This window comes from Streptococcus equinus, assembly GCF_900104225.1.
GTDB classification, from domain to species: Bacteria; Bacillota; Bacilli; order Lactobacillales; family Streptococcaceae; genus Streptococcus; species Streptococcus equinus_D.
The window spans coordinates 31,259-44,837 of record NZ_FNJK01000009.1 but is presented as its reverse complement, the minus strand read 5'-3'; the positions used below and the strand labels follow the sequence as shown (position 1 = coordinate 44,837).

Annotated in this window: 25 protein-coding genes; all 25 read right to left on the bottom strand. The window is 38.7% G+C overall.

Annotated features, from left to right (window positions below):
* Window positions 1-1,135 precede the first annotated feature (1,135 nt).
* Window positions 1,136-1,522, bottom strand: coding sequence for a 50S ribosomal protein L17 (gene rplQ / locus BLP98_RS08840; RefSeq protein ID WP_003062890.1), 387 nt, complete (start codon window positions 1,520-1,522; stop codon window positions 1,136-1,138).
* A 14-nt stretch (window positions 1,523-1,536) separates the two neighbouring features.
* Entirely contained in the window at window positions 1,537-2,475 is a 939-nt protein-coding gene (locus BLP98_RS08835; RefSeq protein WP_009853219.1) for a DNA-directed RNA polymerase subunit alpha, read from the bottom strand.
* A gap of 48 nt (window positions 2,476-2,523) precedes the next feature.
* A complete protein-coding gene (rpsK, locus tag BLP98_RS08830; protein ID WP_003062885.1) occupies window positions 2,524-2,907 on the bottom strand; it encodes a 30S ribosomal protein S11 in 384 nt (127 codons plus the stop codon).
* 17 nt (window positions 2,908-2,924) lie between these two features.
* Window positions 2,925-3,290 (bottom strand): 30S ribosomal protein S13, encoded by a 366-nt coding sequence (gene rpsM / locus BLP98_RS08825; RefSeq protein ID WP_003067196.1) that lies wholly within the window; start codon window positions 3,288-3,290, stop codon window positions 2,925-2,927.
* A 17-nt stretch (window positions 3,291-3,307) separates the two neighbouring features.
* Complete coding sequence (gene rpmJ, locus BLP98_RS08820) at window positions 3,308-3,424, bottom strand: 50S ribosomal protein L36 (protein WP_002959355.1); 117 nt, start codon at window positions 3,422-3,424, stop codon at window positions 3,308-3,310.
* 26 nt (window positions 3,425-3,450) lie between these two features.
* Complete coding sequence (gene infA / locus BLP98_RS08815; RefSeq protein WP_001040189.1) at window positions 3,451-3,669, bottom strand: translation initiation factor IF-1; 219 nt, start codon at window positions 3,667-3,669, stop codon at window positions 3,451-3,453.
* 117 nt (window positions 3,670-3,786) lie between these two features.
* Window positions 3,787-4,443, bottom strand: coding sequence for an adenylate kinase (locus tag BLP98_RS08810; protein WP_074482941.1), 657 nt, complete (start codon window positions 4,441-4,443; stop codon window positions 3,787-3,789).
* A gap of 96 nt (window positions 4,444-4,539) precedes the next feature.
* The gene (gene secY / locus BLP98_RS08805) at window positions 4,540-5,844 is read right to left on the bottom strand and encodes a preprotein translocase subunit SecY (RefSeq protein ID WP_074482940.1); all 1,305 of its coding nucleotides are present in this window, start codon (window positions 5,842-5,844) and stop codon (window positions 4,540-4,542) included.
* Window positions 5,845-5,860: 16 nt separating this feature from the next.
* On the bottom strand, window positions 5,861-6,301 hold the full coding sequence (rplO, locus tag BLP98_RS08800; protein ID WP_003067203.1) for a 50S ribosomal protein L15: 441 nt from the start codon (window positions 6,299-6,301) through the stop codon (window positions 5,861-5,863).
* A gap of 140 nt (window positions 6,302-6,441) precedes the next feature.
* On the bottom strand, window positions 6,442-6,624 hold the full coding sequence (gene rpmD / locus BLP98_RS08795; RefSeq protein WP_074482939.1) for a 50S ribosomal protein L30: 183 nt from the start codon (window positions 6,622-6,624) through the stop codon (window positions 6,442-6,444).
* Window positions 6,625-6,638: 14 nt separating this feature from the next.
* The gene (gene rpsE / locus BLP98_RS08790; RefSeq protein ID WP_003067208.1) at window positions 6,639-7,133 is read right to left on the bottom strand and encodes a 30S ribosomal protein S5; all 495 of its coding nucleotides are present in this window, start codon (window positions 7,131-7,133) and stop codon (window positions 6,639-6,641) included.
* A gap of 18 nt (window positions 7,134-7,151) precedes the next feature.
* Window positions 7,152-7,508, bottom strand: a complete 357-nt coding sequence (gene rplR, locus BLP98_RS08785; RefSeq protein WP_003001342.1) for a 50S ribosomal protein L18 — start codon at window positions 7,506-7,508, stop codon at window positions 7,152-7,154.
* Window positions 7,509-7,615: 107 nt separating this feature from the next.
* Complete coding sequence (gene rplF, locus BLP98_RS08780; protein ID WP_074482938.1) at window positions 7,616-8,152, bottom strand: 50S ribosomal protein L6; 537 nt, start codon at window positions 8,150-8,152, stop codon at window positions 7,616-7,618.
* 142 nt (window positions 8,153-8,294) lie between these two features.
* Entirely contained in the window at window positions 8,295-8,693 is a 399-nt protein-coding gene (gene rpsH, locus BLP98_RS08775; protein ID WP_006531328.1) for a 30S ribosomal protein S8, read from the bottom strand.
* A 177-nt stretch (window positions 8,694-8,870) separates the two neighbouring features.
* On the bottom strand, window positions 8,871-9,056 hold the full coding sequence (locus BLP98_RS08770) for a type Z 30S ribosomal protein S14 (protein ID WP_003062863.1): 186 nt from the start codon (window positions 9,054-9,056) through the stop codon (window positions 8,871-8,873).
* A 17-nt stretch (window positions 9,057-9,073) separates the two neighbouring features.
* Window positions 9,074-9,616 carry a 50S ribosomal protein L5 gene (rplE, locus tag BLP98_RS08765; protein WP_003067215.1) on the bottom strand — a complete coding sequence of 181 codons (543 nt, stop codon included), beginning with the start codon at window positions 9,614-9,616 and terminating at the stop codon, window positions 9,074-9,076.
* Window positions 9,617-9,642: 26 nt separating this feature from the next.
* Window positions 9,643-9,948 (bottom strand): 50S ribosomal protein L24, encoded by a 306-nt coding sequence (gene rplX, locus BLP98_RS08760; RefSeq protein ID WP_003067218.1) that lies wholly within the window; start codon window positions 9,946-9,948, stop codon window positions 9,643-9,645.
* A 76-nt stretch (window positions 9,949-10,024) separates the two neighbouring features.
* The gene (gene rplN / locus BLP98_RS08755; protein ID WP_020916217.1) at window positions 10,025-10,393 is read right to left on the bottom strand and encodes a 50S ribosomal protein L14; all 369 of its coding nucleotides are present in this window, start codon (window positions 10,391-10,393) and stop codon (window positions 10,025-10,027) included.
* A gap of 24 nt (window positions 10,394-10,417) precedes the next feature.
* Complete coding sequence (rpsQ, locus tag BLP98_RS08750) at window positions 10,418-10,678, bottom strand: 30S ribosomal protein S17 (protein WP_002885836.1); 261 nt, start codon at window positions 10,676-10,678, stop codon at window positions 10,418-10,420.
* 27 nt (window positions 10,679-10,705) lie between these two features.
* Window positions 10,706-10,912 carry a 50S ribosomal protein L29 gene (gene rpmC / locus BLP98_RS08745; protein ID WP_003062854.1) on the bottom strand — a complete coding sequence of 69 codons (207 nt, stop codon included), beginning with the start codon at window positions 10,910-10,912 and terminating at the stop codon, window positions 10,706-10,708.
* A gap of 9 nt (window positions 10,913-10,921) precedes the next feature.
* The gene (gene rplP, locus BLP98_RS08740; protein ID WP_003029477.1) at window positions 10,922-11,335 is read right to left on the bottom strand and encodes a 50S ribosomal protein L16; all 414 of its coding nucleotides are present in this window, start codon (window positions 11,333-11,335) and stop codon (window positions 10,922-10,924) included.
* Between the two features lie 3 nt (window positions 11,336-11,338).
* A complete protein-coding gene (gene rpsC / locus BLP98_RS08735; protein ID WP_021141408.1) occupies window positions 11,339-11,992 on the bottom strand; it encodes a 30S ribosomal protein S3 in 654 nt (217 codons plus the stop codon).
* Between the two features lie 12 nt (window positions 11,993-12,004).
* Window positions 12,005-12,349 (bottom strand): 50S ribosomal protein L22, encoded by a 345-nt coding sequence (gene rplV / locus BLP98_RS08730; RefSeq protein ID WP_074482937.1) that lies wholly within the window; start codon window positions 12,347-12,349, stop codon window positions 12,005-12,007.
* 15 nt (window positions 12,350-12,364) lie between these two features.
* Complete coding sequence (gene rpsS / locus BLP98_RS08725) at window positions 12,365-12,640, bottom strand: 30S ribosomal protein S19 (RefSeq protein WP_074482936.1); 276 nt, start codon at window positions 12,638-12,640, stop codon at window positions 12,365-12,367.
* Between the two features lie 99 nt (window positions 12,641-12,739).
* A complete protein-coding gene (gene rplB / locus BLP98_RS08720) occupies window positions 12,740-13,573 on the bottom strand; it encodes a 50S ribosomal protein L2 (protein ID WP_074482935.1) in 834 nt (277 codons plus the stop codon).
* Between the last annotated feature and the right edge of the window lie 6 nt (window positions 13,574-13,579).

The following is a 13,579-nucleotide window of genomic DNA, read 5'->3' as shown; positions in this document are numbered from 1 at the left end:
CTGACAGATTTATCGTTTCTTTGACAGGTTACTTCCGTAACCCGCACGTTTGGTTCGTATTGTTCAGTTTTCAAAGGTCTTTGTCTCATCAGAGACAACTTCTATATTCTATCAAATTTAAAACTTGTTGTCAACACCTTTTTCAAGAAATTTTCAAACTTGTTTCAAACTTGTTACCGCTATCCTCTCGGACAACAGCTATATTAGTTTATCATTTCTATCACGCTTTGTCAAGAACTTTTTTTAAGTTTTTTTAAAGCCTTCTGAAATGTTTGCTGCCTCAAACAACAGCTTATTTAGTATACTAAACTTAACTTTCACTGTCAACACTTTTTTGATAGTTTTTTGATATTTTTTTGTAACAATGTCACAAAACCTGTCATAGTAGGTTTTCTTTGATATTTTAAAGTTCAAAAAAGTAACTTTTCTGTCTTATTTCTCTTACTTTTTATCAATTTATCATAGTCGTAATACCAATAAAATGGTAACTTTCATCCTTCCACGTTCGACTTTTTAAGGACAATATCATTTCTTCCAATTCAAAATTTGCTCCACAACTTTCTCTGCTTATTTAGCCAAACACGTCGATGTAGCCTTTTTTGGTAATAACCAGCAATTTCTATACTTATATCTTTAACTATCTTGATTATCAAATCATCAAGTTTCATATTATCAGACCTCACTATTTCAAGAAATAAATATTTTAATCAGTTATCATGCATCTAAACTAAACACTAAAAAACACGTGACTACATAATCAAAGGGGGCTTAAACGCCATTTAAGGCCATTTTATACCCTATTTAGTCGCTTTTTCATAAAGGGCCTCTAAATTCCTGTATAATGCCCATATAACGCCTTTAAAACATTTATCTCACATATTTCTTGTGAAACACTAAAATGTATCAAAAATGTGATTTTGAGCCTTTAAGATAATCTTGCATAACAGTGAATAATAGAAATAGAAAAACGCCTGCTTACGAAGTGTTTCTAATCTAGAGACATTTCGTAAACAAGCGTTACTAAATCACCAATATGATGAGTGTTCCCGCTAGGGAAAATCCCTAGCGGTAGACCAGAGCTAGACTAAGAACCCAAGAGTTCCATCATCATAACACTCAACAAAATTGATAAAAATTATACTAATTCAATGATTGCCATTGGAGCAGCATCACCACGGCGAGGTTCAGTTTTAAGAATACGAGTGTATCCACCGTTGCGTTCTGCGTAACGAGGTGCGATTTCATCGAAAAGTTTTTGAAGTGCTGTTTGTGAAGTGTATTTTTCAGTAGCTTCATCAAAGTTTTCAGATGCAATTTCATTGCGAACGAAAGCAGCAGCTTGACGACGAGCATGAAGATCACCACGTTTACCTAAAGTAATCATTTTTTCAACTGTTTTGCGGATTTCTTTAGCACGAGCTTCTGTAGTTACAATAGATTCGTTAATCAAAAGATCTGTTGTCAAATCACGAAGCATTGCTTTACGTTGTGAGCTAGTGCGTCCTAGTTTACGGTAAGCCATTTTATCCTCCTATATTATTTATCGTTTTTGAGTCCGAGTCCAAGATCAGCAAGTTTAACTTTAACTTCTTCAAGGCTCTTACGACCAAGGTTACGGACTTTCATCATTTCAGGCTCAGTTTTTTCTGTCAAATCAAATACAGTATTGATACCTGCACGTTTAAGACAGTTATATGAGCGGACTGACAAATCAAGTTCTTCGATAGTACGGTCAAGCACTTTTTCATCGTTAACTTTTTCTGTTTCTTTCATCACATCAGTGTTTTTAGCCACTTCAGTAAGGTCAGTAAACAAATTCAAGTGTTCAATCAAAACGCGTGCAGATAGACCTAAAGCATCTTCAGGAATGATTGTGCCATTTGTCATGATTTCGATTGTTAATTTATCAAAGCCATCATTGCTACCTACGCGAGCAGGTTCAACTTGATAATTAACTTTTTTCACTGGTGTGTAGATAGAGTCTACAGCCAATGTTCCCACTGGAGCATCTTCTTTTTTATTACCTTCTGCTGGAACGTAACCACGTTTTTTAGCAACAGTCATTGTAGCTTTCAAACTGTGTCCTTCAGCGATTGTAAAGAGATAGTGGTCTGGGTTGACGATTTCAACATCGCTATCTGTTAAAATATCTCCTGCAGTAACTTCTGCTGGACCTTCAACATCAAGTTCGATAATTTTTTCATCATCAACATAAGATTTTACTGCAAGTCCTTTAATATTAAGGATGATTTGCATAACATCTTCGCGTACACCTGGAATAGTGTCAAATTCGTGGAGTACTCCATCAATTTTAATTGATGTTACTGCCGCACCTGGGAGTGAAGACAAGAGTACACGACGAAGAGAATTACCTAGAGTTGTCCCGTATCCACGTTCAAGTGGTTCGATGACAAATCTGCCGTAATCTTTATTTTCATCAATTTTTGTTATTATTGGTTTTTCAAACTCAATCATTTATTATACTCCCTCGAAACGAATCTTGTGTACTATTAACAATTATGATTACACACGACGACGTTTTGGAGGACGAGCACCATTGTGTGGCACAGGAGTAACGTCACGGATTGAAGTCACTTCAAGACCAGCAGCAGCAAGAGCACGAATAGCAGACTCACGACCTGAACCAGGACCTTTTACAGTAACTTCAACAGTTTTAAGACCATGTTCTTGTGCAGATTTAGCAGCAGCTTCAGCAGCCATTTGTGCAGCGAATGGAGTAGATTTACGAGAACCTTTGAATCCAAGAGCACCAGCTGATGACCAAGCAATTGCATTACCGTGCACATCTGTAATCATAACAATAGTGTTATTGAATGTAGCGTGAATATGAGCAACACCAGATTCGATGTTCTTTTTCACACGACGTTTACGTGTTGGTTTAGCCAATTTTTTTACCTCCTATTTTATTTTTTCTTACCAGCAATCGCAACAGCTTTACCTTTACGAGTGCGAGCGTTATTTTTAGTGTTTTGACCACGGACAGGAAGTCCACGACGGTGACGAATACCACGGTATGAACCAATTTCCATCAAACGTTTGATGTTCATGTTCACTTCACGACGAAGGTCACCTTCAACTTTAATTGCATCAACTTCACGACGGATAGCATCTTCTTGATCTGATGTCAAATCTTTAACACGGATGTCTTCAGAAACACCAGCAGCTGCTAAGATTTTCTTAGAAGTTGCAAGACCGATACCATATACATAAGTAAGTGAAATTACTACACGTTTTTCATTTGGAATATCAACTCCAGCAATACGAGCCATTTTTTCTCCTTTCTATATTATCCTTGACGTTGTTTGTGTTTTGGATTTGATGGACAAATTACCATAACACGACCGTTACGACGAATAACTTTACAGTATTCGCAAATTGGTTTAACTGATGGTCTTACCTTCATTTTTTTAATCCCTCCAATTATTTCGATTATTTAAAGCGGTATGTGATACGTCCACGTGTTAAATCGTACGGACTCATTTCAACAGTAACACGGTCACCTACCAAAATACGAATGTAGTTTTTACGGATTTTTCCTGATACAGTTGCCAAGATTTGGTGTCCATTTTCTAATTCAACAGTAAACATAGCATTAGGCATCGTCTCAACAACTTTACCTTCAATTTCAATCACATCTTCTTTTGCCACGCAAAAGTACCCCCTAAATTTCGATTTGATGTCCTCTGAGCACAGAGGTAACAATTATAAGCCAGACTAGCCTATTATATCACGACTCTTCTACTTGTGCAAGTAGAAACTCTTAAATTATTTTAATGATGAGATTGCTTTTTCAATGTCAGCAAATACATCATTGATGTCTTGGTTACCTTGAATATCAAAAACAATACCAGCTTTACGATAGTGTTCAATGATTGGTGCACCTTGAGCAATATTAACATCAAGACGACGTTTTACAGTTTCAGGTTTGTCATCTTCACGTTGGTAGAATTCGTGTCCGCCACATGCATCACAAGTTCCTTCAACTTTTGTTGGATTGAATACTTTGTGGTATGTTGCTCCACAAGAACGGCAAATAAAGCGGCCAGATAAGCGTTCAATCAAGCTGTCTGGATTAACATCAATGTTAATAACACCGTCTAATTTAAGATCCAAATTTTTAAGTGTTTCATCCAAAGCATGTGCTTGTTCGATAGTACGTGGGTAACCATCAAGCAAGAAACCTTTTTCAGCGATATCAGCTTGCGCCAAACGTTCTTTAACAATACCGTTAGTTACTTCGTCAGGTACAAGTTCACCTTTATCGATGAATGATTTAGCAAGAACACCCATTTCAGTTTTGTTTGCCATTGCAGCACGGAACATATCTCCGGTAGAAATGTGTGCAACGCCGAATTCTTCAACGATTTTTGCTGCTTGAGTCCCTTTACCAGCACCTGGTAAACCCATGATTAAAAGATTCATGATACTCTCCTTATTTTATTTTTAAATAAATTTAACACCGAAGTGCTAAACTTATTCAAAAACAAAATAGAAAGGTTGACTAGGTCAACCTATATTCTATTCTGCTGTGTTCATGAAACCAACATACTGTCTCTTCAAGAGATAACCTTCAAGTTGTTTCATTCCTTCAATGCCTGTTGAAATCAAGATAAGAAGACTTGTTCCTCCAAGGGCAATACTGCTAGATAAATTCATAGCTTGTTGTGCAATAATTGGTGTTAATGAAATAAACGCCAAGAATATTGAACCTACAGTAGCTAATTTCTTCAATAGTGAAGAAAGATATTCTTCTGTTTCGCGTCCAGGTCGAACACTAGGAATATATGACGCACCTTTTTGCAAGTTTTCTGCTGTTTTTTCAGGATTAACTTGAACAAAAGTATAGAAGAATGAGAATAAAATAATTAGTACTGCGTAAATTACCATTCCGATCGGTGTTTGGTAATTCAAGTATGATTCTAGAGTTGTAAGCCAAGGAATATCATGTCCATTTGAAATCAACGGAATAATCGTACTTGGAATCGTTGTAATCGAGCTGGCAAATATAACGGGAATGACGCCAGCCGGATTAATTTTTAAAGGAAGATAAGAACTTGTTGGTGCACCTTGAACAAGCTTTGTATATTGGATTGGAATTTTATATTCTGCTTGTTGGACAAAGGTTGTAAAGAACACAATTGCCAATACAGCTACTATTAACAAAGCTACGAAGATATATGAAGATATTAAATCACTTGAACGAACGTTTACAAAGAAATCTTCATAGATTGTTGAAATAGCATTTGGAATTGATGAAATGATACCTGCGAAGATAATCATTGAAACACCATTCCCGAAACCTTTGTCGGTGATTTGTTCACCGAGCCATGTCACAATCATACTACCGGTAGTTAGCAAGGCACCAATTAAAATGTAAGTTTTAACATTTGGTGTTGACACCAATGCAATACTTGATAAAGTATTAAAACCTGCTGTAATCCCGATTGATTGAATAAAAGCTAAGACAAGGGAAATATAGCGAGTCGCCTGATTTAACTTACGACGTCCAACTTCACCTTGTTTGCTCCACTCAACAAACTTAGGTAAAATATCCATTTGCAACAGTTGAACAATGATAGATGCTGTGATGTACGGGCTAACACCCATTGAGAATACAGAGAAGTTACTCATAGCATTACCAGAAACAAGGTTCAACATATTTAGAAAGGGAAGCTCACCTAGTTGATCAAGACTCTTAGCATTGATACCTGGCACAGTAATATGTGTTCCAACACGGAAAACAAAGATGATAAAAAGTGTAAAGAAAATTTTATTTCTAACATTTTTTACCTTTAGTGCATCTTTAAGTAATTTAAAGAACATACCGAGTCCTCCTTAATTAGATGACTTCGATTGAACCACCTTTTGCAGTGATAGCTGCTTCAGCAGATTTAGAGAATTTAGCTGCTTTAACAGTCAATTTTTTAGTCAATTCGCCGTTACCAAGAACTTTAACACCTGATTTTTCAGCACGAATGATTCCAGCTTCTTTAAGAACAACTGGTGTTACTTCTGTACCATCTTCGAAAACGTTAAGTTGATCAAGGTTTACAAGAGCGTATTCTTTAGCGTTGATGTTCAAGAAACCACGTTTTGGCATACGACGGAACAATGGAGTTTGTCCACCTTCAAAACCAAGACGTACTTTACCACCACTACGAGCTTTTTGACCTTTTTGACCGCGTCCTGCAGTTTTACCGTTACCAGATGATGTACCACGACCTACACGGTTACGTACTTTACGAGAACCTTCAGCAGGTTTAAGTTCATGAAGTTTCATTATTATTTTCTCCTTATTTGTAAAATGCTAGCGCCTCTATGAGGGGAAAGGACTCCCCATAGAAACTCGCCTATACTATATCTAGTTTAAGTCGCAAGAGTATCCCTTGCGACTTAAACCTAAAATTTATTTAATGTTAATTATTTAACATCTTCAACAGTTACCAAGTGTGAAACTGAAGTAATCATTCCACGGATAGCTGGAGTATCTTCTTTGACAACTGAGCTATGTAATTTACCAAGTCCAAGAGCAGCAACTGTTTTACGTTGTGCAGGAATGCGTCCGATTGGAGACTTAGTCAAAGTAATTTTAATTTGAGCCATTATTATCCCCTTTCTTATGCTAAATCAGAAACTGAAATACCGCGAAGAGCAGCAACTTCTTCTGCACGTTTAAGTTGTTTCAAACCTTCAACAGTTGCACGAACGATGTTGATTGGAGTGTTTGAGCCAAGTGATTTAGATGTAACATCTGCAACACCAGCCAATTCGATGACGGCACGTACAGCACCACCAGCGGCAACCCCAGCACCTTCTACAGCAGGTTTCAACAATACTTTAGCTCCACCAAATTCTGAACGAACTTCGTGAGGAATTGTTGTACCAACCATAGGTACTTCGATCAAGTTTTTCTTAGCGTCTTCAACAGCTTTACGAATAGCTTCTGGTACTTCTTGAGCTTTACCAGTACCGAAACCTACACGACCATTACGGTCACCAACAACTACAAGAGCAGCAAAGCGAAGACGACGTCCACCTTTAACAACTTTTGTAACACGGTTGATCGCAACAACGCGTTCTTCAAGTTCAACTGCATTATCTTTAAATGCCATTATTAAGTGTCCTCCCTATTAGAATTTCAATCCGTTTTCACGAGCTGAGTCAGCCAAAGCTTTAACACGTCCGTGATAGAGATATCCACCGCGGTCAAACACCACTTCAGAAATACCTTTAGCTACTGCGCGTTCAGCAACAAGTTTACCGACAACAACGGCTTGTTCTGTTTTAGTTCCTTTAGAAACTTCTTTATCAAGAGTTGATGCACTTGCGAGCGTTACACCCGCTACGTCATCAATAACTTGAGCGTAGATGCCTGTATTAGAACGGAAAACGTTCAAACGTGGGCGATCAGCAGTTCCAGAGAGTTTACCGCGAACGCGACGGTGGCGTTTTTGGCGGATTTTGTTTTTATCTGGTTTCGAAATCACAATTTTCACCTCTTAATTAATTGATTAATGTCAAAACGACATTATTTTTATAAATGTTAGCATATGAGTTCTGCGAGAATAAATCTCGCAAGACATCCCATAAACTATTATTTACCTGTTTTACCTTCTTTACGACGTACGTATTCACCAACGTAACGGATACCTTTACCTTTGTAAGGTTCTGGAGCACGAAGGCTACGGATGTAAGCAGCTGTTTGACCAACAACTTCTTTGCTGATACCGTTAACGACGATTGAAGTTGCAGATGGTACTTCAAATGAAATTCCTTCTGGAGCTTCTACTTCGTCTTGGTGAGATTTACCTACAGAAAGTACAAGTTTTGAACCTTGAAGTTGTGCACGGTAACCAACCCCGCGCATTTCAAGTTCTTTTTTGAAACCTTCAGAAACACCAATTACCATGTTGTTCAAGTTAGCACGAGCTGTACCATGGATTGTTTTCATTTCTTTTGAGTCGTTTGGACGGTGAAGTGAAACTTCAGTTCCTTCAACTTTGATTTCAATGTTTTTGTTAAACTCACGAGTGAGTTCGCCTTTAGGTCCTTTAACAGTTACTACGTTGTTGTTGTTAGTAACTTCTACACCAGCAGGCAAGTTGATAACTTTATTACCAATACGTGACATAGTTTTATTTTCTCCTGTTAAATTGTCAAGCCGCACAAAGCGACGAGTTTTCACGGGGCGACTAATATACAGTAGCTGTATTATAGTCCATTATTTCAAGTAAGAAACTTTCCTCAATGAAAATTGAAGTAAAGTCTTTATCTTACCAAACGTAAGCAATAACTTCTCCACCAACGTTCTTTTGACGAGCTTCTTTGTCAGTCAAAAGACCTTCTGATGTAGAGATGATTGCAATTCCAAGTCCGTTAAGAACTTTAGGAACATCTTCACGTTTTGCGTAAACACGAAGACCTGGTTTAGAAATACGTTTCAAGTTAGTGATAACACGTTCACCGTTTTGTCCGTATTTAAGGAATACACGGATGATACCTTGTTTATCGTCTTCGATAACTTCAACGTTTTTCACGAAACCTTCGCGTTTAAGGATTTCAGCAATCCCTTTTTTGATATTTGATGCAGGTACTTCAAGCACTTCGTGTTTTGCTTGGTTAGCGTTACGAATGCGTGTCAAAAAGTCTGCAATTGGGTCAGTCATAACCATTTATATATTCTCCTCTTACTAGTAGTTTGAATGTGTTCACTTGCTAGTTAATGTAGCCCTAGGGCTTAATTTTGTTCAAGCAATATTCTTGAACCCATCATGAACGGTGCCAAGCAGAAAATTGTTAAAACAACTTACCACTTTGGCTAGTTCAGTCTGGTTTCTTATATCATCGACTTACCAAGAAGCTTTGGTAACGCCTGGAATTTGACCTTTGTAAGCTAACTCACGGAAGCAAACACGGCAAAGTTTGAATTTGCGGTAAACTGAATGTGGACGACCACAACGTTCGCAACGAGTGTAAGCTTGCGTAGAGAATTTCGCAGGGCGATGATTCTTAGCAATCATAGATTTTTTAGCCAATTGATTTACCTCCTAAATTATTTTGCAAAAGGCATTCCAAGGCCTTTAAGCAATTCACGACCTTCTTCGTCAGTGTTAGCAGTAGTTACGATAACAATATCAAGACCACGTACTTTATCAACATCATCAAAGTTGATTTCTGGGAAGATCAATTGTTCTTTCACACCAAGTGTGTAGTTACCACGTCCGTCAAATGATTTTGTTGGAACACCGTGGAAGTCACGCACACGTGGAAGTGAAACAGTTACCAATTTATCTAAGAATTCGTACATACGTTCACCACGAAGGGTAACTTTTGCACCGATCGCTACACCTTCACGAAGACGGAAGCCAGCGATTGATTTCTTAGCTTTAGTAATCAATGGTTTTTGACCTGAAATAAGTGCCAATTCAGCAGCAGCTTTTTCAAGGTTTTTAGCGTTATTTACAGCATCACCAACACCCATGTTAAGAACGATTTTCTCAACTTTTGGGACAGCCATAACTGAAGTGTAGTTGAATTTTTCAGTCAAAGCAGGAACTACTTCGTTAGTGTATTTTTCTTTTAAGCGATTTGCCATTATATACTTTCTCCTTTCCTTCGTGATTAATCAAGCACTTCGCCTGATTTTTTGTTGTAACGAACTTTTTTGCCGTCTACAACTTTGTAACCAACACGTCCTGCAACACCATTTTTGTCAAGAACTTGAACGTTAGACACATGGATTGGTGCTTCTTTTTCCACGATAGCACCTTGAGGGTTTACGTTGTTTGGTTTTTGATGTTTTTTAACAATAGCAACACCTTCAACAACAACTTTGTTGACTTTAGGAAGGGCTTTAAGAACTACAGCTTCAACGCCTTTGTCCTTACCAGCAATAACGCGAACTTTATCGCCTTTTTTTACAAACATTTGGTTTTTCTCCTATTATTTCTTACGCCCTAATGGGCACCCTGCAAAAGCAGGGGACTTAGTTTGTGTTTATGAATTAAAGTACTTCTGGTGCAAGTGATACGATCTTCATGAAGCCACCTTCACGCAATTCACGTGCAACAGGGCCGAAGATACGAGTTCCGCGAGGAGTTTTGTCATCACGGATGATTACAGCAGCGTTGTCGTCAAATTTGATGTATGAACCGTCTGGACGGCGTGCACCAGTTTTAGTACGAACAACTACAGCTTTTACGACATCACCTTTTTTAACAGCTCCACCAGGAGTAGCTTGTTTTACAGAAGCAACGATTACGTCACCGATGTTAGCGAATTTACGTCCTGAACCACCAAGAACTTTGATAGTCAAGATCTCACGAGCACCGCTATTATCAGCAACTTTCAAGCGAGTTTCTTGTTGAATCATTTCAAATTTCTCCTTTTAGTTTGATTAGATAATAACAGCTTCTTCCACAACTTCTACAAGACGGAAGCGTTTTGTAGCTGAAAGTGGACGAGTTTCCATGATACGAACGATATCGCCTTCTTTAGCAACGTTGTTTTCATCATGTGCTTTGTATTTTTTAGAATAGTTGATACGTTTACCATAGACTGGGTGGTTACGTTTAGTTTCAACTACAACAGTGATTGTTTTATCCATTTTGTCAGATACTACGCGTCCAACAAGGGTTTTACGTTGATTACGTTCCATTATTAGAATTTCTCCTTTCCCAATCTATTATTTCTTTTCAGATTGCACTGTTTTAACACGTGCAATTTGTTTTTTAACTTCGTTCAAACGAGCAGTTTGATCAAGTTGACCTGCTGCAGCTTGGAAACGAAGATCAAAAAGTTCTTTCTTAAGTTCGTTTTCTTTCTTAGCAAGTTCTTCTTGAGAAAGACCACGAAGCTCTTTAACAAAATCTTTAATTTCTTGAAGTTTCATGATTTCTCCTTATTCTGCTTCACGTTTCACGAATTTAGTCTTAACTGGCAATTTGTGGCTAGCAAGACGAAGTGCTTCACGTGCAACTTCTTCAGGTACACCAGCGATTTCGAACATAACTTTACCACGTTTAACTGGTGCTACCCAACCTTCAGGTGCCCCTTTACCAGAACCCATACGTACACCGATAGCTTTAGCAGTGTATGATTTGTGTGGGAAGATTTTAATCCAAACTTTACCACCACGTTTCATGTAACGAGTCATTGCGATACGGGCAGCTTCGATTTGACGGTTTGTGATCCAGTGGCTAGTAGTAGCTTGAAGACCGTATTCACCGAATGCGACTTCTTTACCACCTTTAGCTTCACCGCGCATTTTTCCACGGAATTCGCGACGGTGTTTAACACGTTTAGGTACTAACATTTGTTATTTGCCTCCTTTAGTGTTTTTACGAGCTGGAAGAACTTCACCACGGTAGATCCAAACTTTAACACCAAGTTTACCGTAAGTAGTGTCAGCTTCTTCCCAAGCGTAGTCGATATCTGCACGAAGTGTGTGAAGTGGAACAGTTCCTTCTGAGTAACCTTCAGCACGAGCGATATCAGCACCGTTCAAACGACCAGATACTTGAGTTTTGATACCTTTAGCACCTGCACGCATTGTACGTTGGATAGCTTGTTTTTGAGCGCGACGGAAAGCAACACGTTGTTCAAGTTGACGTGCAATGTTTTCACCAACAAGGTGTGCGTCCAAATCAGGTTGTTTGATTTCAACGATGTTGATGTGAACTTGTTTTCCAGTCAATTTGTTAAGTTTAACGCGAAGAGCGTCAACGTTAGCTCCACCTTTACCGATAACCATACCTGGTTTAGCAGTATGAAGTGAAACAATTACTTTATTTACAGCACGTTCAATTTCAATACGTGAAACTGAAGCGTCTGCCAATTCTGTTTGGATGAATTTGCGGATTGCAAGATCTTCATGAAGGTAATCCGCGTATTCTTTTTCAGCATACCATTTCGCATCCCAATCACGGATGATTCCGACACGCATACCAATTGGATGTACTTTTTGACCCACGATTTTACCTCCTTATTTTTCTGACACAACTACTGTTACGTGAGTTGTGCGTTTGTTGATTGGTGAAGCTGAACCTTTAGCACGTGGACGGAAACGTTTCATTGTTGGTCCTTCGTTTGCGAAAGTTTCAGATACTACCAAGTTAGCTTTTTCCAAACCAAAGTTATTTTCTGCGTTAGCGATAGCAGAGTTAAGAACTTTTTCAACTACACGAGCTGCTTTGTTTGGAGTGAATTTCAAGATTGCGATTGCGTCAGCAACTTTCTTACCACGGATAAGATCAAGTACAAGACGTGTTTTACGAGGTGAAACACGGACTGTACGAGCCATTGCTTTAGCTGAAGTAATTTCTGCCATTGTGTCCTCCCCCTATTAACGTGTTTTCTTATCGTCTGATGCGTGACCTTTGTAAGTACGAGTTGGTGCGAATTCACCAAGTTTGTGACCTACCATGTCTTCTTGAATGTAAACTGGTACGTGTTTACGTCCATCATAAACTGCGATTGTATAACCAATGAAACTTGGGAAAATCGTTGAACGACGTGACCAAGTTTTAATTACTTTTTTCTTTTCGTCATTTGCTTGAGCTTCAACTTTTTTCATCAAATGCTCATCGACGAAAGGTCCTTTTTTAAGACTACGTCCCATTTTGTAGTTTTCTCCTTTAAATATAGTACCACAGCGGCCTGTGTGCATAAATGCACACTACCGAGCTGGCGGATGATTATTAATTAAGCGACTGACAGATTATTTATCGTTACGACGACGAATGATAAGTTTGTCAGATTGAGCTTTTTTGTTACGAGTTTTAAGACCAAGCGCAGGTTTACCCCAAGGAGTAGATGGCGCTTTACGTCCAACTGGTGCTTTACCTTCACCACCACCGTGTGGGTGATCATTAGGGTTCATTACAGAACCACGAACTGTAGGACGGACACCCATCCAACGGCTGCGACCAGCTTTACCAAGGTTAACAAGAACTTGTTGTTCGTTACCAACTGTACCGATTGTAGCACGGCAAGTTCCAAGAATCATACGAACTTCGCCTGATTGAAGACGAACAAGAACATATTTACCTTCTTGACCAAGTACTTGTGCAGATGCACCAGCGGCACGGATCAATTCAGCACCTTTACCTGGTTGAAGTTCGATGTTGTGAATAACTGTACCAACAGGGATGTTAGCAAGTGGAAGAGCATTACCAACTTTGATATCTGCATCTGGACCTGAAACGATACGTTGACCAACTTCAAGACCTTTAGGTGCAAGGATGTAAGTTTTCACACCATCAGTGTAGTGTACAAGAGCGATGTTAGCTGTACGGTTTGGATCGTACTCGATAGTTTTAACAACTGCTTCAACGCCATCTTTGTTACGTTTGAAGTCAATCAAACGGTAGTGACGTTTGTGACCGCCACCTTGGTGACGTACAGTGATGCGACCGTTGTTGTTACGACCAGCTTTGTTTTTAAGTGAAACAAGCAATGATTTCTCAGGAGTGCTTGTAGTGATTTCAGCAAAATCCAAAGAAGTCATATTACGACGACCATTTGTCGTTGGTTTATAAGCTTTAATACCCACGTTATT